This window comes from Mycobacterium sp. MS1601 (assembly GCF_001984215.1).
Taxonomy (GTDB): Bacteria; Actinomycetota; Actinomycetes; order Mycobacteriales; family Mycobacteriaceae; genus Mycobacterium.
In genome coordinates this window covers 4,746,827-4,767,491 of record NZ_CP019420.1, presented here as the reverse complement: position 1 = coordinate 4,767,491, position 20,665 = coordinate 4,746,827, and the positions used below count along the sequence as shown (strand labels likewise).

17 protein-coding genes are annotated in these 20,665 nt (G+C 67.2%); 10 read left to right on the top strand and 7 right to left on the bottom strand.

The window, feature by feature from the left end; genetic code table 11:
* Window positions 1-198: 198 nt before the first annotated feature.
* From sucB to BVC93_RS22975, 6 genes are all read left to right on the top strand, one after another.
* The gene (gene sucB / locus BVC93_RS23000; RefSeq protein WP_083739480.1) at window positions 199-1,908 is read left to right on the top strand and encodes a 2-oxoglutarate dehydrogenase, E2 component, dihydrolipoamide succinyltransferase; all 1,710 of its coding nucleotides are present in this window, start codon (window positions 199-201) and stop codon (window positions 1,906-1,908) included.
* Window positions 1,909-1,927: 19 nt separating this feature from the next.
* The gene (locus BVC93_RS22995) at window positions 1,928-2,833 is read left to right on the top strand and encodes a TIGR01777 family oxidoreductase (protein WP_083739479.1); all 906 of its coding nucleotides are present in this window, start codon (window positions 1,928-1,930) and stop codon (window positions 2,831-2,833) included.
* A gap of 10 nt (window positions 2,834-2,843) precedes the next feature.
* Complete coding sequence (gene lipB, locus BVC93_RS22990) at window positions 2,844-3,539, top strand: lipoyl(octanoyl) transferase LipB (protein ID WP_083739478.1); 696 nt, start codon at window positions 2,844-2,846, stop codon at window positions 3,537-3,539.
* Window positions 3,536-4,474 carry a lipoyl synthase gene (gene lipA, locus BVC93_RS22985; RefSeq protein WP_083739477.1) on the top strand — a complete coding sequence of 313 codons (939 nt, stop codon included), beginning with the start codon at window positions 3,536-3,538 and terminating at the stop codon, window positions 4,472-4,474. Before lipB ends, lipA begins: the two co-directional genes overlap by 4 nt.
* A gap of 4 nt (window positions 4,475-4,478) precedes the next feature.
* On the top strand, window positions 4,479-5,228 hold the full coding sequence (locus BVC93_RS22980; protein ID WP_083739476.1) for a DUF4191 domain-containing protein: 750 nt from the start codon (window positions 4,479-4,481) through the stop codon (window positions 5,226-5,228).
* A 115-nt stretch (window positions 5,229-5,343) separates the two neighbouring features.
* Complete coding sequence (locus BVC93_RS22975; RefSeq protein WP_083739475.1) at window positions 5,344-7,146, top strand: amidohydrolase; 1,803 nt, start codon at window positions 5,344-5,346, stop codon at window positions 7,144-7,146.
* 122 nt (window positions 7,147-7,268) lie between these two features.
* On the opposite strand, the gene BVC93_RS22970 is transcribed toward BVC93_RS22975, so the two are convergent.
* Window positions 7,269-7,733 carry an RDD family protein gene (locus BVC93_RS22970; RefSeq protein ID WP_083739474.1) on the bottom strand — a complete coding sequence of 155 codons (465 nt, stop codon included), beginning with the start codon at window positions 7,731-7,733 and terminating at the stop codon, window positions 7,269-7,271.
* Window positions 7,734-7,871: 138 nt separating this feature from the next.
* On the opposite strand from BVC93_RS22970, the gene glnA (BVC93_RS22965) reads away from it, so the two are divergent.
* From glnA (BVC93_RS22965) to BVC93_RS22950, 4 genes are all read left to right on the top strand, one after another.
* Complete coding sequence (gene glnA / locus BVC93_RS22965) at window positions 7,872-9,308, top strand: type I glutamate--ammonia ligase (protein ID WP_083739473.1); 1,437 nt, start codon at window positions 7,872-7,874, stop codon at window positions 9,306-9,308.
* Window positions 9,309-9,486: 178 nt separating this feature from the next.
* Window positions 9,487-9,798 (top strand): DUF3303 domain-containing protein, encoded by a 312-nt coding sequence (locus BVC93_RS22960; protein WP_083739472.1) that lies wholly within the window; start codon window positions 9,487-9,489, stop codon window positions 9,796-9,798.
* 32 nt (window positions 9,799-9,830) lie between these two features.
* On the top strand, window positions 9,831-10,262 hold the full coding sequence (gene dtd, locus BVC93_RS22955) for a D-aminoacyl-tRNA deacylase (RefSeq protein WP_083739471.1): 432 nt from the start codon (window positions 9,831-9,833) through the stop codon (window positions 10,260-10,262).
* A gap of 28 nt (window positions 10,263-10,290) precedes the next feature.
* Window positions 10,291-10,680 carry a DoxX family protein gene (locus tag BVC93_RS22950; protein ID WP_083739470.1) on the top strand — a complete coding sequence of 130 codons (390 nt, stop codon included), beginning with the start codon at window positions 10,291-10,293 and terminating at the stop codon, window positions 10,678-10,680.
* A 34-nt stretch (window positions 10,681-10,714) separates the two neighbouring features.
* On the opposite strand, the gene BVC93_RS22945 is transcribed toward BVC93_RS22950, so the two are convergent.
* The 6 genes from BVC93_RS22945 to BVC93_RS22920 all read right to left on the bottom strand — a co-directional run bounded on the left by BVC93_RS22945 (window position 10,715) and on the right by BVC93_RS22920 (window position 20,513).
* Window positions 10,715-11,344 carry a PaaI family thioesterase gene (locus BVC93_RS22945; RefSeq protein WP_083739469.1) on the bottom strand — a complete coding sequence of 210 codons (630 nt, stop codon included), beginning with the start codon at window positions 11,342-11,344 and terminating at the stop codon, window positions 10,715-10,717.
* Window positions 11,345-11,381: 37 nt separating this feature from the next.
* The gene (locus tag BVC93_RS22940; RefSeq protein ID WP_083739468.1) at window positions 11,382-14,375 is read right to left on the bottom strand and encodes a bifunctional [glutamine synthetase] adenylyltransferase/[glutamine synthetase]-adenylyl-L-tyrosine phosphorylase; all 2,994 of its coding nucleotides are present in this window, start codon (window positions 14,373-14,375) and stop codon (window positions 11,382-11,384) included.
* Window positions 14,376-14,441: 66 nt separating this feature from the next.
* Window positions 14,442-15,782 (bottom strand): type I glutamate--ammonia ligase, encoded by a 1,341-nt coding sequence (glnA, locus tag BVC93_RS22935; protein ID WP_083741261.1) that lies wholly within the window; start codon window positions 15,780-15,782, stop codon window positions 14,442-14,444.
* A 59-nt stretch (window positions 15,783-15,841) separates the two neighbouring features.
* Window positions 15,842-17,359 carry an alpha/beta hydrolase gene (locus tag BVC93_RS22930; RefSeq protein WP_083739467.1) on the bottom strand — a complete coding sequence of 506 codons (1,518 nt, stop codon included), beginning with the start codon at window positions 17,357-17,359 and terminating at the stop codon, window positions 15,842-15,844.
* Window positions 17,360-17,430: 71 nt separating this feature from the next.
* Window positions 17,431-18,969: an alpha/beta hydrolase gene (locus tag BVC93_RS22925; protein ID WP_083739466.1), complete on the bottom strand. Its 1,539-nt coding sequence runs from the start codon at window positions 18,967-18,969 to the stop codon at window positions 17,431-17,433.
* Between the two features lie 146 nt (window positions 18,970-19,115).
* Complete coding sequence (locus BVC93_RS22920) at window positions 19,116-20,513, bottom strand: WS/DGAT/MGAT family O-acyltransferase (protein WP_083739465.1); 1,398 nt, start codon at window positions 20,511-20,513, stop codon at window positions 19,116-19,118.
* Window positions 20,514-20,665: the final 152 nt, after the last annotated feature.

The window sequence follows — 20,665 nt, the reverse complement described above, 5'->3', positions numbered from 1 at the left end:
CTGAGGGATGAGTTGACTCTCACTTCGATAGTGCCAGAGCGTCGGGCAACCCTGAGTGCATGCGGATCCGCGGAGAGTGAAAGGATGGTTGCGCACAAAATGCACCTGGGTTTCTGAACCGGTACACGACGTTGTGGTAAGCCGGAACGCGAACCGCTCGTAAGTCGAACAACGACTGACCTTCGAGGAGTCAACAGCATGGCCGTTTCAGTCCAGATGCCCGCACTCGGTGAGAGCGTCACCGAGGGGACTGTCACCCGCTGGCTCAAACAAGAAGGTGACACCGTCGAAGTCGACGAGCCACTTCTGGAGGTCTCCACCGACAAGGTGGACACCGAGATCCCGTCCCCGGCCGCCGGTGTGCTCACCAAGATCGTGGCCCAGGAGGACGACACGGTCGAGGTCGGCGGCGAGCTGGCCGTCATCGGCGACGCCGAAGAGGGCGAGAGCGGCGGCACCACCGAACCCGAAGCCACCCCGAGCGAGGAAGCGGCTCCAGAGCCTGAGGCAGAAGCCGAGCCCGAGCCCGAAGCGGAGCCGGAACCCGAGCCTGCCGCCGAGTCGTCCGGCGGCGAGGCCACCTCGGTGAAGATGCCTGAGCTCGGCGAGTCGGTCACCGAAGGCACCGTCACCCGCTGGCTGAAGAACGTCGGCGATTCGGTCGAGGTGGACGAGCCGCTGGTCGAGGTCTCCACCGACAAGGTCGACACCGAGATCCCGTCGCCGGTGGCGGGCACGCTGCTGAGCATCACCGCCGACGAGGACGACACGGTCGCCGTCGGCGGCGAGCTGGCCAAGATCGGTGACAAGGGAGCGGCCCCGAAGGCCGAGCCCAAGCCCGAGCCGAAGCCGGAACCGAAGCCCGAGCCGAAGCCGGAACCGAAGCCCGAGCCGAAGCCGGAACCCAAGCCCGAACCGAAACCCGAGCCCAAGCCCGAACCCAAGGCCGAGGACGCGCCGTCCGGTGACGGCAGCCCGTACGTGACCCCGCTGGTGCGCAAGCTGGCGGCGGAGAACAACGTCGACCTGGCGGCGGTGAAGGGCACCGGTGTCGGTGGCCGCATCCGCAAGCAGGACGTGCTGGCCGCGGCCGAAGAAGCCAAGAAGCCGGCAGCTGCTCCCGCCGAGAAGCCCGCAGCTCCCGCCGCCAAGGCCGCCGCTCCCGCCGAGAGCCCCCTGGCGCACCTGCGCGGCACCACGCAGAAGGCCAACCGGATCCGGCAGATCACCGCCAAGAAGACCCGGGAATCGCTGCAGACCACCGCGCAGCTGACGCAGGTCCACGAGGTCGACATGACCAAGATCGTGGCGCTGCGAGCCAAGGCCAAGAAGAGCTTCGCCGAGCGCGAAGGCGTCAATCTGACGTACCTGCCGTTCATCGCCAGGGCCGTCATCGACGCACTCAAGGCGCACCCGAACATCAACGCCAGCTACAACGAGGACGCCAAGGAGATCACCTACTACGACGCCGAGCACCTCGGCTTCGCGGTGGACACCGATCAGGGTCTGCTGTCGCCGGTGGTCAAGAACGCGGGCGACCTGTCGCTGGGCGGGTTGGCTCGGGCCATCAACGACATCGCAAGCCGGGCCCGCTCGGGCAATCTGAAGCCTGACGAGCTGTCCGGCGGCACGTTCACGATCACCAACATCGGCAGCCAGGGCGCCTTGTTCGACACCCCGATCCTGGTGCCGCCTCAGGCGGCGATGCTGGGCACCGGTGCCATCGTCAAGCGCCCGCGGGTGATCGTCGACGAGTTCGGCAACGAGTCCATCGGTGTGCGGTCGGTGAGCTACCTTCCGTTGACCTACGACCACCGCCTGGTCGACGGTGCCGACGCCGGCCGCTTCTTGACGACGGTGAAGCGCCGCCTCGAAGAGGGGGCCTTCGAGGGCGATCTCGGTCTCTGAGAGAGGCCGGTAGGCCACCATGAGCACCGTCGCCGTGGCCGGCTCGTCCGGCCTCATCGGTTCGGCACTGGTCTACGCACTGCGCGCCACCGATCACCGCGTGGTGCGCATCGTGCGCAGAGCGCCGTCGAATCCTGATGAGCTGCACTGGAATCCGGACACCGGCGAGTTCGATACCAGCGGTCTGGCCGAGGTCGACGCGGTGGTGAACCTGTGCGGCGTCAACGTCGGCGGGTCACGCTGGTCGGGGGCGTTCAAGCAGAGCCTGCGCGACAGCCGCATCACCCCCACCGAGGTGCTGGCCGCGGCGGTCGCCGACGCCGGAGTACCCACGCTGATCAACGCCAGCGCGGTCGGGTTCTACGGCGACACCCGCGACCGGGTGGTGGATGAGAGCAGTGGGCCGGGCGCGGGCTTCCTGGCCCGATTGTGCCTGGACTGGGAAGCCGCCACCGTGGTGGCGGACGCAGCCGGGACCAGGGTGGTGCACACCCGCTCAGGGCTGGTGCTCTCCCCCGCAGGCGGCGTGCTGGGTCGGCTGCGGCCGCTGTTCTCCCTGGGTCTGGGCGCCCGGCTGGGCAACGGCCGCCAGTACATGCCGTGGATCAGCCTCGAAGACGAAGTGCGGGCACTGCTGTTCGCGATCTTCCACGACGAGCTGTCCGGCCCGGTGAACCTGACCGGGCCTGCGCCGGTGACCAACGCCGAGTTCACCACTGCGCTGGGCCGCGCGCTCAACCGTCCGACGCCGATGATCGCCCCGGGTTTCGTGATCACCACGATGCTCGGGGAGTTCGCCCAGGAGGGTCTGCTGACCGGTCAGCGAGCCATCCCCGCGGCACTGGAGCGGGCCGGCTTCCGGTTCCATCACCAGACCATCGGCGAAGCGCTGAGCTTCGCGATCAGCCGCGGTGAACCGGCGTAGGTTGACTGTCATGAGTTCCATCCGGTCCAGCTCCGCCGCGGTCGACGTACGGCAGCTGGGCATCCTCGACTACCGCAGCGCCTGGGACACCCAGCGTGCACTCGCCGACGCCCGGGTGGCGGGCGGGCCGGACACGCTTCTGCTGCTCGAGCATTCGTCGGTGTACACCGCGGGCCGTCGCACCGAGGACGGGGAGCGGCCGCAGGACGGGACCCCTGTGGTCGACACAGACCGCGGCGGCAAGATCACCTGGCACGGCCCCGGCCAGCTGGTCGGCTACCCGATTATCGGACTGACCGAGCCGCTGGATGTGGTGAATTTCGTGCGTCGGCTCGAGGAGGCACTGATCACGGTGTGCACCGAGTTCGGTCTGGACGCCGGCCGGGTCGAGGGCCGCTCGGGAGTGTGGCTGCCGGCCGACGCGACACGACCGGAGCGCAAGATCGGCGCCATCGGCATCCGGGTGGCGCGGGGGGTCACCCTGCATGGGTTCGCGTTGAATTGCGACTGTGATCTGGGCGCATTCACATCCATCATCCCGTGCGGCATCGCCGACGCCGGCGTCACGTCGCTGACCGCCGAACTGGGCCGCACCGTCACCGTCGCCGCCGTCCGAGAGCGGGTGGCCACCGCGGTGTGTGACGCACTCGACGGCGCCCTGCCGGTCCGTCTACGCGCCGAGGCGAGCGTAGGATCATCCCAGTGAGCGTCGTTCCCGAGGGCCGCAAGCTGCTGCGACTGGAAGTGCGCAACGCGCAGACCCCGATCGAACGCAAACCCCCGTGGATCAAGACCCGCGCCAAGATGGGCCCCGAGTACACCGAGCTGAAGAGCCTGGTGAAACGTGAGGGTCTGCACACGGTGTGTGAAGAAGCCGGCTGCCCCAACATCTACGAGTGCTGGGAAGACCGCGAGGCCACCTTCCTGATCGGCGGCGAGCAATGCACACGGCGCTGCGACTTCTGCCAGATCGACACCGGTAAGCCCGCCGAGCTGGACCGCGACGAACCGCGCCGGGTGGCCGAGAGCGTGCAGGCCATGGGTCTGCGGTATTCCACCGTCACCGGGGTGGCCCGTGACGATCTGCCCGACGGCGGCGCGTGGCTGTACGCCGAAACGGTGCGCTACATCAAGGCGCTCAATCCCGACACCGGTGTCGAGCTGCTGATCCCGGACTTCAACGCCATTCCCGAGCAGCTCAACGAGGTCTTCGAAGCTCGCCCGGAAGTGTTGGCGCACAACGTCGAAACCGTCCCGCGCATCTTCAAGCGCATCCGTCCGGCCTTCCGCTACCAGCGCAGCCTCGATGTCATCACCGCGGCCCGCGACTTCGGCCTGGTCACCAAGTCCAACCTCATCCTCGGCATGGGTGAGACGCCAGAAGAGGTCCGCACCGCGCTCGACGATCTGCTGGGTGCCGGCTGCGACCTGATCACCATCACCCAGTACCTGCGCCCCTCGGCTCGGCACCACCCGGTAGAGCGCTGGGTCAAGCCCGAGGAGTTCGTCGAGCACGCCGCCTATGCCGAGAGCATCGGATTCGCCGGTGTCCTGGCCGGGCCGCTGGTGCGCTCGTCGTACCGGGCCGGTCGGCTCTACCAGCAGGCCGTCGAGAAGCGGGCTCGAAGCGCCGTATCCTGATCGCATGGCAACCCGCAACAAAGCTGAGGCCAAAGAGGCAAAGGCCCAGGCGAAGGCCGCCCGCAAGGCCGCATCCAAGCAGCGCCGCAGCCAGCTGTGGCAGGCCTTCCAGATGCAGCGCAAGGAGGACAAGCGTCTCCTGCCGTACATGATCGGCGCGTTTGTGCTGATCGTGGCGCTGTCGGTGGGTGCGGGCATCGCCATCGGCGGTTTCACCATGTGGATGCTGATCCCGCTGGGTGTGGTGCTCGGTGCGTTGGTCGCCTTCATCATCTTCGGGCGCCGGGCCCAGAAATCGGTGTACCGCAAGGCCGAGGGGCAGACCGGCGCCGCAGCCTGGGCGCTGGACAACCTGCGCGGCCGTTGGCGGGTCACTCCCGGGGTGGCCGCCACCGGGAACTTCGACGCTGTGCATCGGGTGATCGGCCGCCCGGGTGTGATCTTCGTCGGCGAGGGCAACGCCGGCCGGGTCAAGCCTCTGCTGGCTCAGGAGAAGAAGCGCACCGCCCGCCTGGTCGGCGATGTGCCGATCTACGACATCATCGTCGGCAACGGCGAAGGCGAGGTGCCGCTGGCCAAGCTGGAGCGTCACCTCAACAAGTTGCCCGCCAACATCAACACCAAGCAGATGGACTCGTTGGAGTCCCGCCTGCAGGCGCTGGGCACCAAGATGGGGCCGGCTGCGATGCCGAAGGGCCCGCTGCCCAATGCCGCCAAGCTGCGCGGTGTGCAGCGCAAGGTGCAGCGTCGCTGACAGTTTGCTGAACCATCACCTCACGCTGTGCGTGGGGTCTTGCATTGGTGGTTGACGCAGGCGATACTTTCGCGCGCCACCGACGCCGGTTCGGCCGGCTGAGGGGGTATCGACCATGTGTACCGCGTGCGAGTGGGCTCCACATTTTGCGGCCTACGGCCGTGGCCCGACCTTGAGCCGTCGCTCGGCCATGCGGGCCGCCGCGTTGGTGGTCACCACAGGGGCTCTGGGCGCCACCGTCGGCCCGAATGCGGCTCAGGCCGCCCCCACCGGACCGGCCGACCTGGTGTTCTGCAACGGTTCCGTCTACACGGTGGCCGGCCCCACCCCGTGGGCGCAGGCGGTGGCCGTCACCGGCAACACCATCGGCTACGTCGGCGACGACGCGGGCGTCCAGCCGTTCATCGGCGCCGGTACCCGCGTGGTCGATCTGAACGGGCGGCTGCTCATGCCGGGCTTCGTCGAGGGCCACACCCATCCGTTCCTCGGCTCGTTTCTGACCTCGGGTGTCGATCTGCAGGTGCCGACGCTGGCCGACGCGCAGGCCGCCATCGCGCAGTACGCACAGCAGCATCCGGAGGGGCCGGTGCGCGGATTCGGTTGGCGGGTGGACATGTTCGGCCCCGACGGTCCCACCCGTGCCGATCTGGACTCGGTGCTGCCGGACCGCCCCGGTTTCTTCTTCGCCATCGACGGCCACAGCCTGTGGGCCAACAGCAAGGCCCTGGAGCTGGCCGGGGTCAACCGCGACACCCCCGATCCGGTTCCGGGATTCAGTTACTACGCCCGCGACACCAGTGGTGACCCCACCGGGTACATCCTCGAGGTCAACGCGGTGCTCGGTCTGGTCAACGCGGTGGAACCGATCTCTGCCGAGACCATGGACAGATTGATGCGCGAGTGGCTCCCGAAAGCCTCCGCCGCCGGCATCACCTCGGTGTTCGACGCCGGCGTTCCTCCCATCGGCGATGACCAGGCCTCGATCCTGAGGCTGTACACCGAGACCGAACGCAGCGGTGAGCTGCCGTTCCGGGTTGTCGCGTCGTACTCGGTGCGCGCGGCGCCGGTGGACGGCACCGTCGAGGCGTTCCGGCGGGTCCGTGACGAGATCTCCGGCGAGCTGGTTTCGGTCGACGTCGTGAAGGTCATCGGCGACGGCACCCAGGGCGGTTACACCGCGTGGCTGCTCGAGCCGTATGCCGACAAACCGGATTCGATCGGCGGTTCACCGTTCACACTCGATCAATGGCACCAGGTGGTGCGCGAGGTCGACGCCGCCGGGTTCGACGTCCACATCCATGCCTGCGGAGAACGCACGGTCCGCACCGGGCTGGATGCCGTCGAAGCAGCCATCGCCGCCAATCCCCCGCGCGACCGCAGGCACACCATCGCGCACCTGGTCTACGTCGCCGACAGCGACAATCCGCGCTTCGCGCAGCTCGGCGTCATCGCGCAGTTCTCCGCGAACTGGTCGTCGGGTGATCCAGACACCCTGGAGAACATGGCCGCACGTTACGGATCGCCGCGCAAGGACCTGATGTACCGCACCCAGGACGTTCTGCGCTCGGGTGGGCGGGTGTCGCTGGGCACCGACTGGCCCGCGGCGGGTTACTTCTCCACCTACAAGCCGCTGGACTCCATCCAGGTGGGCGTCACTCGGCAGTTGATCGAGGACCCGAACGCACCGGTGCTCTCCCCCGTCGACCAGCGACTGACCGTCGAACAGGCCGTGCACGCGAACACGTTGGGGGCGGCCTACCAGATCCGCCTCGACGACCGGGTGGGCTCGGTCGAGGTGGGTAAGCGAGCCGATCTGATCGTGCTCGAGCGCAACATCTTCGAGATCGATCCGCACGACATCCACGCCGCCAACATTCAGATGACGGTGATGAACGGGCGCGTCTACTTCGAGGTCTAGCGAGCGCACCCGATTCGACTCGGAGTCACCTGGAGGCGGAAAAGCGGGCCGAATCTCGCCCTGTGGTGACTCGCTGTCACCAGACCGGGACGACAGTGACGGAAGTGCCGGGCGGCGCGGGGTTACCTGCGGACGACGGCGGTGAAGGTGAACTTGTCCTGCATGCCCCGCATGTCGCTGTCCATGAACAGCGCCGGGATCACCAGCGTGAGCAGTAGACCGCGCAAGAAGGCGCGGCCGATACCCACGTGCATGCGGTTGTCCACAGAGACCACCATCAGACCCAGCGCATATTGGCCCGGCGTGAAGCTGAACAGCCGCACCGAGACCGCGCCGAGCACCAGCCAGATCACCAGTACGGCGGTGGACAGCCACGCCGTGGAGAACAATCCGAAGCTGATGCACAGCCCGGCCAGCCCATAGGCGATCAGCCAGTCGACCAACAATGCGGCGAATCGACGCCCCGATCGGGCCAGCGATCCGGGCCCGGACTCGGGCAAATCGAACGCTTCTCCCGGGTAGGCGGACGGGTGTCCCGAATCCGCAGGCTCGGGGCCGGACAGCCAGGAGGAGAGCGCGCTAGGCATACCGTCAGCATAGAGTGAGATTGATTGCGTAACGCTGACGCAACATGTGGTTGACCGCAGTGCAACATCAGCTCCATAGCGTCAGCGCCGGGTTAATTCCAAGCACACTGCGCCGACAGATGCACAAAGGAGCACTAAGTGGCAGAAAAGACCGCTGACGACATTTTCAAGCTGATCAAGGACGAGAACGTCGAGTACGTCGACATCCGGTTCTGCGATTTGCCCGGTGTCGTCCAGCACTTCTCGATTCCCGCCTCCGCGTTCGACGAGAGCGTGTTCGAGGACGGGCTGGCCTTCGACGGTTCGTCGGTGCGCGGCTTCCAGTCGATCCACGAGTCCGACATGATGCTGCTGCCGGATCCCTCGACCGCCCGCATCGATCCGTTCCGCGCAGCGAAGACGCTGAACCTGAGCTTCTTCGTGCACGACCCGTTCACTCGTGAGGCCTACTCGCGTGACCCGCGCAACGTGGCCCGCAAGGCGGAGAACTACCTGACCAGCACCGGCATCGCCGACACCTGCTACTTCGGTGCAGAGGCCGAGTTCTACATCTTCGACTCGGTGAGCTTCGACTCGAAGATGAACGGCACCTTCTACGAGGTGGACTCCGAGTCCGGCTGGTGGAACAGCGGCGAGCCGTTCGAGGCCGACGGGTCCCCCAACCGCGGTTACAAGGTTCGCCCCAAGGGCGGGTACTTCCCGGTGGCGCCGTACGACCACTACGTCGACCTGCGCGACGAGATGGCCACCAACCTGCAGAACGCCGGTTTCACCCTGGAGCGCGGCCACCACGAGGTGGGCACCGCAGGCCAGGCGGAAATCAACTACAAGTTCAACACGCTGCTGGCCGCAGCCGACGATGTGCTGCTGTTCAAGTACATCATCAAGAACACCGCCTGGGCCAACGGCAAGACCGTCACCTTCATGCCCAAGCCGCTGTTCGGTGACAACGGTTCCGGCATGCACGCCCACCAGTCGCTGTGGAAGGACGGCAAGCCGCTGTTCCACGACGAGTCGGGCTACGCGGGACTCTCGGACATGGCCCGCCACTACATCGGCGGCATCCTGCACCACGCTCCGTCGCTGCTGGCGTTCACCAACCCCACGGTGAACTCCTACAAGCGTCTGGTGCCGGGCTACGAGGCCCCGATCAACCTGGTGTACAGCCAGCGCAACCGCTCGGCCTGCGTGCGTATCCCGATCACCGGTAACAACCCGAAGGCCAAGCGCCTGGAGTTCCGTTGCCCGGACAGCTCGGGCAACCCGTACCTGGCGTTTGCGGCCATGCTGATGGCCGGTATCGACGGCATCAAGAAGAAGATCGAGCCGCTGACCCCGGTCGACAAGGACCTCTACGAGTTGCCGCCGGACGAGGCCGCCGCCATCCCGCAGGCCCCGACCTCGCTGTCTGCCGTCATCGACAAGCTCGAAGAGGACCACGAGTACCTCACCGAGGGTGGTGTGTTCACCGAGGACCTCATCGAGACCTGGATCTCCTACAAGCGGGAGAACGAGATCATGCCGGTGCAGATCCGTCCTCACCCGTACGAATTCAGCCTCTACTACGACGTGTAACCACAACACGCGCAAAGATGCCCCGTCCTCACGGACGGGGCATTTTTGTGTTCCAGCAAGAGTTGTTTTGTCCGCCTAGAGGTTTCACCATCAATGATCTTGCGTGGCGTCGGCCGAACGACGGTTGCGCTCCTGCTCAGCGAGGACACTGACCTACATCAGTCCCCTAGGAGGAACCATGAAGTATGTGATGGCCTGGACGAGTCGGCTCAACGGCTCGGAACAGGACAACGAAGACGCCGCACGACGCGGTGTGGAACTGTTCTCGAAGTGGGAGGCTCCGGCGGGCACCAACTTCTTGCAGTTCGTCGGCCGCCTCGACGGCGCGGGCGGTTTCGCGGTGATCGAGACCGACACCATTGACGGCATCCTGGACGGTGTCTCGAAGTTCGGTCCGCTCAACAACTTCGAGCTCTATCCCGTCGTCGACGTCGGCGACTGGATGGCTGCCGCCCAGGACGGCGTGGCGTTCCGGGAGTCGATCCGCTGACTCTCGTTCCGCATGTGCTGTAGTTGCTGTCCATGCGGGTTCTGCTCCAGCGCGTCACCTCGGCCAGTGTCACCGTCGACGGGCAGGTGGTGGGCTCCATCACCCCTGACCACCAGGGGCTGGTGGCGCTGGTCGGGGTCACCCACGACGATGACGCCGCCACTGCCGGCCGGATGGCCGAAAAGCTCTGGCAGTTGCGCGTTCTCGATGGTGAGCGCAGCGCCGCCGACGTCGGTGCACCCATCTTGGTGGTCAGTCAGTTCACCCTCTACGCCAACACCGTCAAAGGTCGCCGGCCCTCGTGGAACGCAGCCGCCCCCGCGACGGTGGCTGAGCCACTGGTGACGGTGTTCGCCGACGCCTTACGCGGCCTGGGTGCCACGGTCGCCACCGGAGTGTTCGGCGCCGACATGTCGGTGGCGCTGGTCAACGACGGGCCGGTGACGATAATGCTGGAGCTGTGACGGCACTCGGGGCGTTATCGTGACGGCCATGACCTCCACATTGGACGCACAGCTGAGCAACCGCACTCCCCTGGCGCTCGGCGTTTTCCGCATCGTCTTCGGCTTGTTGTTCCTGCTGCACGGCACCTCCAAGCTGCTCGGCTGGCCCGGCGGTCCGCAGATTCCAATGGGCACATGGCCGTTCTGGTACGCCGGCATCATCGAGGTGGCGGTCGGCGTGCTGGTCACCATCGGGCTGTTCACCCGCATCGCGGCCCTCGTCGGGTCCGGGCAGATGGCCGTTGCGTACTTCTGGCAGCACATCCCCACCGATTTTTGGCCCATCAACAACGGCGGTGAGCCCGCGGTGCTGTTCTGCTTCGCGTTGCTGTTACTGGCCGTCACCGGCCCCGGCGCGCTGGCCGTCTCGCGCCGCTAGACGGTATCCGGCAGTGCTGCGGTGTGTAGTCAAGTCAGCCGGCTTCGCGCGCCCAGGCGGGAGTGATGAACACCCCCTGAGCTTCGACGGTCACCCCGTCGGCATCGGCGATGAAGCCGCGCGCGAAGGTCTTCACCCCCTCGACGCGGTCGACGAACGCCTCGGCCCGCAGCCGGCCCAGCGGCGTGGCCCGCACGTACCGGCAGGTGATGGTGCCGGTGAAGTTCGGTTTCCGCAGTCCGGAACTGGCTGCCTCACCCAGGATGTGGTCCAGCACCAGGGCTGACATGCCGCCGTGCACGTGGCCGGGTGGCCCTTCGTAGGCGGCCCCGAGTTCGAAGTCGGCGACACAGCGATCTTCGGCGTCCCTGGTGATCTGCAACGGCGGAGCGATCGGGTTGCGCAGTCCGATCACTGGGTTGCCCCAGGATCGACTGCGACCGTCCGAATTCAGTCGGACACCGTACGCGCCGTCGATCTGGCGGGTGCGCAACCGCGCCGTCACGGCCTCGATGGCAGCCTGCGCCTCTCGGATGACATCCTCGTCCATCTCGGTACGGATGGTGGCGTCCAAGAGGTCGCGCACCGCGCCGGTGAACGGCTCGAAGTAGGCGCGCTGGCGCTCGTGCTCGTTGTCACTGGTCGCCTCGTGTGTAAACCGCACCCGATCTTCTTATCACCAAGGGGTCTGTGAAACCGAGTCAGCCCCCGAACACCTTGCGGACCACAGCCTTCGCGCGCCGCGTCACCCGCAGATAATTGTCCAGGAACTCGCTTCCGTCGTCGTTGTGCCATCCGGCGGCCACCGCGACGGCGTTGAGCTGACGACCCGGCCCCGGAAGTTGATCAGTGGGCTTGCCGCGCACCAGCACCAGCGCGTTGCGAGCCCGCGTGGCCGTCAACCACGCCTGCCGCAGCAGGTCGACATCGCCCTCGGCGATCAGCTCGGCAGCCCCGATGACGTCCAACGACTCCAGTGTCGAGGTGTTGTGCAGCGCAGGGATGCGGTGGGCGAACCGCAGTTGCAGCAGCTGCACGGTCCATTCGACGTCGGCGAGCCCGCCGCGCCCCAGTTTGGTGTGGGTGTTGGGATCGGCACCGCGCGGCAGCCGTTCGGCGTCCACCCGTGCCTTGATCCGGCGGATCTCCTGCACCGCCTGCTCGGACACCCCGCCCGCCGGATACCTGGTGGCGTCGGCCATCAGCAGAAACCGGTGACCGAGCTCCAAATCGCCTGCCACACAATGAGCCCGGAGCAGCGCCTGGATCTCCCACGGCTGCGCCCACTGCTGGTAGTAGGCGGCATACGACGCCAGGGTGCGCACCAGCGGGCCGTTGCGGCCCTCGGGCCGCAGGTTGGCGTCTACCTCCAAGGGCGGATCGGCACTCGGGGTACCCAGCAGCGCGCGTACCTGTTCGGCGATCGACACCGACCACTTCACCGCCCGGGCCTCCTCGACGCCCTCGGCCGGCTCGCAGACGAACATCACGTCGGCATCGGAGCCGTAGCCCAACTCGCCGCCGCCGAGTCGCCCCATCCCGATGACGGCTAGCTTCGCAGGAACCTGACCGTCGGCCGGGGTGTTGGCCCGCGTCACCGCCTCCAGCGCCGCCTGCAGCACCGCCACCCACACTGAGGTCAGCGCCTTGCACACCGCCCGTACGTCGAGCATCCCCAACAGGTCGGCCGAGGCAATGCGGGCCAGCTCGCGGCGGCGCAGGGTGCGCGCGGCGGCGATGGCCTTGACCGGATCGGAGTAGCGTGCCGCCGCCGAGACCAGCGAGCGGCCCACCCCGTCGGGCTCGACCTCGAGCAGCTTGGGTCCCGTCGGGCCGTCGGCGTACTGCTGGATGACCTCCGGTGCCCGCATCAGCAGATCCGGCACGTAGGCCGAGGTGCCGAGCACGTGCATCAGGCGCTTGGCCACCGCACTCTCGTCACGCAGGCTCGCCAGATACCAGCGGGCATCGGCCAGCGATTCGCTGATCCGGCGGTAGGCCAGCAACCCCGCGTCAGGATCGGGGGTGTCCGACAGCCAGTCCAGCAGTGTCGGCAGCAACACCGCCTGCACCCGGGCGCGCCTGCTGCCCTGGCTGGTGAGCGCCGCCAGATGCGTCAACGCGCTGCGCGGCGCCTGGTATCCGAGGGCACCCAGCTGCCGCTCGGCGGCTTCGCTGGTCATACCCTCCTTGTTCGGGCCGACAGCGAAATCGACGGCGCTGTGCACGGATTCGAGCAGTGGCTGGTAGAACAGCTTGGCGTGCAGCCGTGACACCCGCACGCTCTGGCGTTTGAGCTCCTCACGCAGCACCCCGAGTGCATCGTGGCGGCCGTCGGGACGCACATGCGCGGCGCGGGCCAGCCACCGCAGTGCCTCGTCATCGTCAGGCGCGGGCAGCATGTGGGTGCGCTTGAGGCGTTGCAACTGCAGCCGGTGCTCCAGCAAGCGCAGAAATTCATAGGAGGCCGTCATGTTGGCGGCGTCGTCGCGACCGACGTAGCCGCCGGAGCCCAGCGCCGCCAGCGCTTCCACGGTGGAGGTGACGTGCAACGAGTCGTCGTTGCGGCCGTGCACCAACTGCAGCAGCTGCACGGCGAACTCGACATCCCGCAGTCCGCCGGTGCCGAGTTTGATCTCTCGGCTGCGGACATCGGCAGGCACCAGTTCGACCACCCGGCGGCGCATCGCCTGGACGTCGACGACGAAGTCTTCACGCTCGCAGGCGGTCCACACCATCGGCATCAGGGCGTCCATGTACTGCTGCCCCAACTCGGGATCACCCACTGCCGGGCGCGCTTTGAGCAACGCCTGGAACTCCCAGGTCTTGGCCCAGCGTTCGTAGTAGGCGATATGCGATTCCAGGGTGCGAACCAACTGGCCGCGTTTGCCTTCCGGCCGCAGCGCGGCGTCCACCTCGAAAAACGTCTCCGAAGCCAGCCGCATCATCTCCCCGGCCACCCGCGTCTCTGTCGCGTCTGCTTTCTCTCCGACGAAGATGACGTCGACGTCGGAGACGTAGTTCAGTTCACGGGCTCCGCACTTGCCCATGGCGATGACGGCCAACCGAGGTGCCTGCGCGCCCTTGCAGACCAAGATGGTGGCCACGTGCAGGGCGGCGGCCAGCGCGGCATCCGCAAGGTCCGACAGGTGCGCGCCCACCGTCGGGAACGGCAGTACCGGCTCGTTCTCCACCGTGGGCGCCACATCCAGGCCGGCCAGCACCAGCACGTGGTCGCGGTAGAGCGTGCGCAGCACGGGAATGACGGTGGCCGTTGAGGTTTCGGGCGTCACGTGCGAGACGGCGTGCAGGAATGTGCGCTTGAGCTGCTCGGCGGTGGGCAGCTGGATCTGCCCTTGCAGCAGTCGCCACGAAGTCGGGTTGGCCACCAGGTGATCACCCAGGGCCAGCGACGAGCCCAGCACGGCAAGCAACCGGCCGCGCAGCCCTCTGTCCTTCAGCAGCGCGCTGTTGAGTTCATCCCAGTCGGGCCCCAGGGCGTCGGCCAGACGCACCATCGCAGCCAGCGCGGCGTCGGCGTCGGGGGCACGCGACAGCGACCAGAGCAGTTCGATGTGCTCGTCGGTGTCCCACCCCAGGCGGGTGAGTCCGGCCCTGGCGGGCGGCTCGACCAAGCCCAGCCGTCCGACGCTGGGCAGCTTCGGGCGCAGCGTTACGGGTTTGGAGGCAGACACGTCAGCACGGTAACGCAACTGCGCCGCAGTTCGAGAATTTGGGGAGCGGAATCGGCAATCTGTCGTTTACAGCGACAGATAAGTCTTCAGCTCGTACGGAGTGACCTTGCTGCGGTAGGTCTCCCACTCCGTGCGCTTGTTGCGCAGGAAGAAGTCGAAGACGTGCTCGCCCAGGGCCTCAGCCACCAACTCGGAGCCCTCCATGGCCTCCAGGGCATAGCCCAGGCTGCCCGGCAGCTCGCGGTAGCCCATCGCCCGGCGCTCCTCGGAGGTCAGGCTCCAGACGTTGTCCTCAGCCTGCGGGCCCAGCACATAGCCCTTCTCGACGCCACGCAGTCCGGCGGCCAGCAGCACCGCGAAGGTCAGGTAGGGGTTGCATGCCGAGTCGGGGCTGCGCACCTCGACGCGCCGCGAGGACGCCTTGTTCGGGGTGTACATCGGAACGCGCACCAGCGCAGAGCGGTTGGCCGCGCCCCAGGATGCCGCCGTGGGCGCTTCGCCGCCGTGCACCAGCCGCTTGTAGGAGTTCACCCACTGGTTGGTGACGGCGCTGATCTCGCTGGCGTGCTCGAGGATGCCGGCGATGAAGGACTTGCCGACATCGGAGAGCTGCAGCGGGTCATCGGGGCTGTGGAAGGCGTTGGTGTCACCCTCGAACAGGCTCATGTGGGTGTGCATGGCCGAGCCCGGGTACTCCGCGAACGGCTTGGGCATGAACGACGCCCGCACACCCTCACCCAGAGCCACCTCTTTGACGAGGTAACGGAAGGTCATCACGTTGTCGGCCATCGACAGGGCGTCGGCGTAACGCAGGTCGATCTCCTGCTGCCCGGGGGCGCCTTCGTGGTGGCTGAACTCCACCGAGATGCCCATCTGCTCCAACGCGTCGATGGCGTGGCGGCGGAAGTTGGGCGCCGAGTCGTGCACGGCCTGGTCGAAGTAACCGCCGTTGTCGGCAGGCACGGGTTCGCTGCCGTCGTAGGGGCCCGGCTGCAGTAGGAAGAACTCGATCTCGGGGTGTACGTAGCAGGAGAAGCCGAGGTCGCTGGCCTTGGCCAGCTGCCTGCGCAGGACGTGGCGCGAGTCGGCCCACGAGGGTGACCCGTCAGGCATGGTGATATCGCAGAACATCCGCGCCGAGTGGTGGTCGCCGCCGCTGGTGGTCCACGGCAGCACCTGGAACGTCGACGGGTCGGGGCGGGCGACGGTGTCCGACTCGGAGACGCGGGCAAAGCCCTCGATGGAGGATCCGTCGAAGCCAATGCCCTCTTCGAACGCACCCTCGAGTTCTGCGGGGGCGATCGCCACCGACTTCAGGAATCCGAGCACGTCAGTGAACCACAGCCGCACGAAACGGATGTCCCGTTCCTCCAGCGTGCGCAGCACAAATTCCTTCTGGCGATCCATGTCCGCGAGCGTAGGCATGTGCTGTTAACTCTGTGTTACGGCGGTGAGTCGGCTGGCGCTCAGCAAAACAGATCGGCCGGTGGGAGCACCCGATCCACCAGATAGTTCACCGTCGCGGTATCCACACACTGCTGGCCGTTGAACACCACCGTGTGCTGGGTGCCGTCGAACGTGAGCAGAGGCGCCTGCAGTTGACGTGCCAGATCCACCCCTCCTTGATAGGGCGTTGCGGGGTCTCGCGTGGTGGCGACCACCATCACCGAGCCCGCAGGCGCGGGGGCAGCAGGCGCGGGCACGGACGAAGCCGGCACCGGCCAGAAGGCACAGATGTCGCGCGGAGCAAACCCGGTGAAGACGCCGTAGGACAGGAACGGCGCCACCTGACGCATGCGCAGATCAAACGTCGCCCACGCCCCGGGGTCGGTGGGTACCGGCGAATCGGCACAGCGCACCGCATTGAACGCGTCGCGCTTGTTGGAGTAGTGGCCCTGCGCGTCACGACCCTGGTACACGTCGGCCAGGCCCAGCAGGTCATCGGCGTCGGTGCCACGCTGCAGTCCCAACAGGCCGCTGGTCAGCAGCAACCAGTACCGCGGCGAGTACAGCGCGTTTCCGGTGCCGAGGATGGCATCGGAATAGCTCAGCCCGCGCGGGTCGGCGGTCCGGCCGGGTTGCTGCACCAGAGGGTCCACCAGTTGGTGGTAGCGGTTGACCCATTGGGCCGGATCCTGGCCCAGCGGGCAGTCCGCGGATCGGGCGCAATCGGCGGCGTAGGTGTTGAACGCCTCCTGGAAGCCCGCGTTCTGCCGGATGGTCTCCTCCATGGGCGGCACGGCGGGATCGATGGCGCCGTCGAGCACCATGGTCCGCACGTGCGGGCCGAACTGCTCAAGATAGGCGGTGCCGATCTGGGTGCCGTAGCTGAACCCGAGATAGTTGAGCTGTTCGTCGCCGAGCACCTGTCGAACGGTGTCGAGATCGCGGGCCGCGTCGACGGCGCCGACGCCGGCCAAGAAGGCGGGCCCCATCCGGTCGGCGCACTGCTGCGCGTACTGGCGGTACCTGGCCTCGATGGCGGCCACGCCGGCCGGGCTGTAATCCACCATGGGCTCGCGGCGCCAGGCGTCGAACTCGGCGTCGGTGCGACACCGCAGTTCTGGTGTGGAGTGCCCGACGCCGCGCGGGTCCACACCCACGAGGTCGAAGTGTTCGTTGATCGGACTGCCTGCCAGCGCCCGGCCCATACCGGCCACCGTGTCCACCGCCGACGCCCCCGGACCGCCGGGGTTGACGAACAGTGGGCCGATCCGCTGACCCGACGCCGGGACCTTGATGACGGCCAACTGCGCCTGCGGGCCGGCCGGGTCCGCGGCGCTGACGGGCACGCTCACCGTGGTGCACTGGGCGGTGGGCAGCAGGTCGACGCCGTAGCCGAATTGCGAACAGTCAGCCCAAACCTGCTGCTGCACAACAGGATCAGCCGGAGCAGCCTGTGCAACGGGAGCGGCCACACCGGCAAACAGGGCGATCGAAGCCAGCATCGAACCCGGGAGCCTGGTGCAGAGCATACGGCCCATCGTCGCATGGCCGCGGGTGGCAAGCGTGGCCCAGCGGGTCACGCTCAGGTCTCATTTCCTCGGCGGCGAGCTCAGCACTCGGTGTCCGGGCCCGGCACGGCACCGTCCATCAGGTACTTCACCGCGTAGTCGTCCACGCAGGCGTTGCCGCGAAACACCACGGTGTGCTGCGTGCCGTTGAACGTCACCAACCCGCCGCCCAGCTGGTTTGCCAACTGCACACCGGCCTCATACGGTGTCGCCGGGTCGCCTGTGATCGAAACCACCAGCGTCGCAGGAAGATCCGGCACCGACAACTCGTGCGGCTCACTGGTGGGTGGTACCGGCCACTTGTTGCAGGTGGGCTCGGGGACCAAGCCGGTGAACTCGCCGGTGGCCAGGAACGGCGCGGCCTCGCGCAGCCTGCGGTCTTCGTCCACCAGCGTGGCCATGTCGGTGACACGCTGCTCGTCCATGCAGTTCACCGCCATCCGAACATCGGTGGCGTTGGTGTAGTGACCGTTGCCGTCGCGGCGCATGTACAGGTCGGCCAGGATCAGCAGCGTGTCGCCCCGGCCCTCCTTCAGCTCGGCCAGCCCCTGCGACAGATGGCGCCACAGCGTCGGTGAGTACAGCGCCATGATGGTGGCCGTCGCGGCGTCGAAGTAGGAGAGACCGCGGGGATCGGTGGTGGGCGCCGGCGTTTCCTGCCACGGCGCCATCAGATCCTTGTACACCTCAACGGCTTTCGCCGGATCAGTACCCAGCGGGCAGTCGGGGCTCTTGGCGCAGTCGGCGGCGAAGTCGTTGAACGCGGACTGGAACGCCGCGGCTTGGGCGATGTCGGATTCCACCGGGTCGGCATTGGGGTCGATCGCGCCGTCGAGGATCATGGCACGCACGTTCTGCGGGTACATCTCGGCGTAGGTGGTACCGATGCGGGTTCCGTAGGAGTAGCCCAAAAACGTCAGCTTTTCGTCGCCGACGGCTTCGCGAATGCGGTCCAGGTCGCGCGCGACGTTGTCGGTGCCCACGTTGGCCAAGAAGTCGACACCCATCTTGTCGACGCAGCGCTGGACGTACTCCTCGGTCTGCTTGTTGAGATAGTCCACGCCTTCGCGGGTGTACTCGATCACCGGTTCGGCCCGCTGACGGTCGTTGTCGGCGTCGGAGTTGCACCACAGCGCAGGCGACGACGCAGCCACCCCGCGCGGGTCGAAGCCGACGAAGTCGAAGTGTTCACGGATCTCGGGCGGGAGGGTGGGCAGCAACCCGAAGGCGGCCTCGATCCCGGACTCCCCCGGCCCGCCGGGGTTGAACACCAGCGAGCCGATCTTCTCCCCCGTGGCCGGGAACCGGATCAGCGCCAGATCGATTACGTCGCCGTCGGGTACGTCGTAATCCACGGGAACAGCAAGCAACCCACATTCCGTGTCCTCGGGCATCTCGATCTGCGCAGGGGCGTTGAACTTGCACGGCCCCCACACCGCCGAGGCGCTGACGTTGGCGCCCGCCGGCGTTGCCTGCCCGCCGACTTGCCTGCTGCAGCCCGCCGCGGCGAGCACCAGCCCCACGATGGTCACCCCGGCCACGGTGGCACGCAGGGACCGACGCCGGGGAAGCAGACTCATGGGCAACATGCTGCCATGACGAGGTAGGTAAACCTCGAACCGCAGGCCAGGCGGGTCGACGATGCGGCGACGAAGGAGCCGGGGTGGGGGCACCCCCAGCGGAGCGAGGGGGCTCGGGGCCCGACTACCGAGACCCCAGGCGGGTCTCACCGCTTGCAGGAGACCAACAGCTCCTCCATACCGACGGCGAAGTCGTCGGCCATCGACCACAGGTCAGGCAACAGTTCCGGACAGGAGATCAGCCCCACGTCCAGCTTGCCGCTCAGTGACATCACGGTGATGTTGAGACCGGAGCCGTGGAAGATCGGGCCCAGCGGATACATCGCCTTGACCTCTGACCCCAGGAAGTACAGCGGCACCTGCGGGCCTGGCACGTTGGACACCACCAGGTTGTGCACCGGCCGGGCCTCGGTCAGCCGCGAGCTGGCGTACACCCGCATCGCCGCGCCGAACACCGCGGGTGCGGCGAACTGCGACCAGTCCTGGAGCAGGGTCGCGGCGATGGCCGAACTGTGTTCCTTGGCAACCGAAGTGGCCTCGGCGATGGCAATGAGGCGCTCGGCGGGATCGGCAATGTCGGTCTGCAGACTGGCGAACATGCCGGAGACCTTGTTGCGTCCGGGACGGTCCGAGCGGTCGTGCACCGACACCGGCACCATCGCCACCAATGAGTTGTCGGGCAGTTCGCCGCGGTCGCAGAGGTACGTGCGCAGCGCCCCGGAGACCAGGGCCATCACCACGTCGTTGACCTTCACCCCGAAGTGGTTCTTGACCAACTTGACGTCCTCGAGGTCCAACTGCGCGTAGGCCACGTTGCGGTGCGCGGTGACGGTCGCGTTGAACGCCGTCTGCGGCGCGGTGAACGGGCTGGTCATGGCGGACCCCGCCAGCGCTCGGCGAACGGTGTCGACCACTGTGGTGACCGTGGAGGGCAGCGTCTTGGCCGCCAGATGCACCGGCCGGTTGGCGAAGCGGACCAACCCGCCTGCCGCGATCTCCAGGGCGTTGGCGTCGCCGGATCCCGCCACGGGTTCCGGCGGCGCCGCGTCGGCCTCGGTGCTGCACAGCTGCGACATCAGGTTGGCACCGGTGACCCCGTCGACAGCGGCGTGGTGCACCTTGGTCATCACGGCCAGGCGGCCACCGGCGTGCGCATCGGTGCCGGCGATGTTCTCGATGACCCACATCTCCCACAGCGGCCGCGACCGATCCAGCGGCAGCGAGGCGATGTGCCCGCAGATCTCGGCCAGCTCGGCCCGCCCGCCGGGGCTGGGCAGAGCGATGCGGTGCAGGTGTCGGTCGACGTCAAAATCCTTGTCCTCCACCCACACTGGATGATCCAGGTTGAAGAAGCTGTCGGCCAGTTTGTCCCGGAACTCCGGCATGGCGCCGATGCGAAGCACGAGTTCGTCACGGAGTTTGTCGAAGGTGTAGCCGCCGGGCATCGTCGAGGTGTCGACGTCGAGAACCGAGCACACGTGCAACGGTTGTGACGGAGTTTCGAGGTACAGGAAGCTGGCGTCGAGCCCGCTGAGCCGTTGCATCGGCAGATCGTATGTCCACAACAGCGCTGGGTGTGAGGAACTCCACTTAACTTGCTGTTCACCTGCGCAGGTCGCGGTGGCACACTGGACGCGTCAGCCGACCCGGGGACCCGTCGAAGGCCTCGAGGATCGAACCGACCACTCTCAGGGGA

Bases quoted from the DNA above. Each gene is read 5' to 3' on its own strand.
- BVC93_RS22975 (WP_083739475.1), top strand. From the start codon at position 5,344: ATGTGTACCGCGTGCGAGTGGGCTCCACATTTTGCGGCCTACGGCCGT.
- BVC93_RS22925 (WP_083739466.1), bottom strand. From the start codon at position 18,969: ATGAGTCTGCTTCCCCGGCGTCGGTCCCTGCGTGCCACCGTGGCCGGG.
- lipB (WP_083739478.1), top strand. From the start codon at position 2,844: ATGAGTTCCATCCGGTCCAGCTCCGCCGCGGTCGACGTACGGCAGCTG.
- BVC93_RS22960 (WP_083739472.1), top strand. From the start codon at position 9,487: ATGAAGTATGTGATGGCCTGGACGAGTCGGCTCAACGGCTCGGAACAG.
- BVC93_RS22995 (WP_083739479.1), top strand. From the start codon at position 1,928: ATGAGCACCGTCGCCGTGGCCGGCTCGTCCGGCCTCATCGGTTCGGCA.
- BVC93_RS22980 (WP_083739476.1), top strand. From the start codon at position 4,479: ATGGCAACCCGCAACAAAGCTGAGGCCAAAGAGGCAAAGGCCCAGGCG.
- BVC93_RS22930 (WP_083739467.1), bottom strand. From the start codon at position 17,359: ATGGGCCGTATGCTCTGCACCAGGCTCCCGGGTTCGATGCTGGCTTCG.
- dtd (WP_083739471.1), top strand. From the start codon at position 9,831: ATGCGGGTTCTGCTCCAGCGCGTCACCTCGGCCAGTGTCACCGTCGAC.
- sucB (WP_083739480.1), top strand. From the start codon at position 199: ATGGCCGTTTCAGTCCAGATGCCCGCACTCGGTGAGAGCGTCACCGAG.
- BVC93_RS22920 (WP_083739465.1), bottom strand. From the start codon at position 20,513: ATGCAACGGCTCAGCGGGCTCGACGCCAGCTTCCTGTACCTCGAAACT.
- BVC93_RS22970 (WP_083739474.1), bottom strand. From the start codon at position 7,733: ATGCCTAGCGCGCTCTCCTCCTGGCTGTCCGGCCCCGAGCCTGCGGAT.
- glnA (WP_083741261.1), bottom strand. From the start codon at position 15,782: ATGGATCGCCAGAAGGAATTTGTGCTGCGCACGCTGGAGGAACGGGAC.
- BVC93_RS22950 (WP_083739470.1), top strand. From the start codon at position 10,291: ATGACCTCCACATTGGACGCACAGCTGAGCAACCGCACTCCCCTGGCG.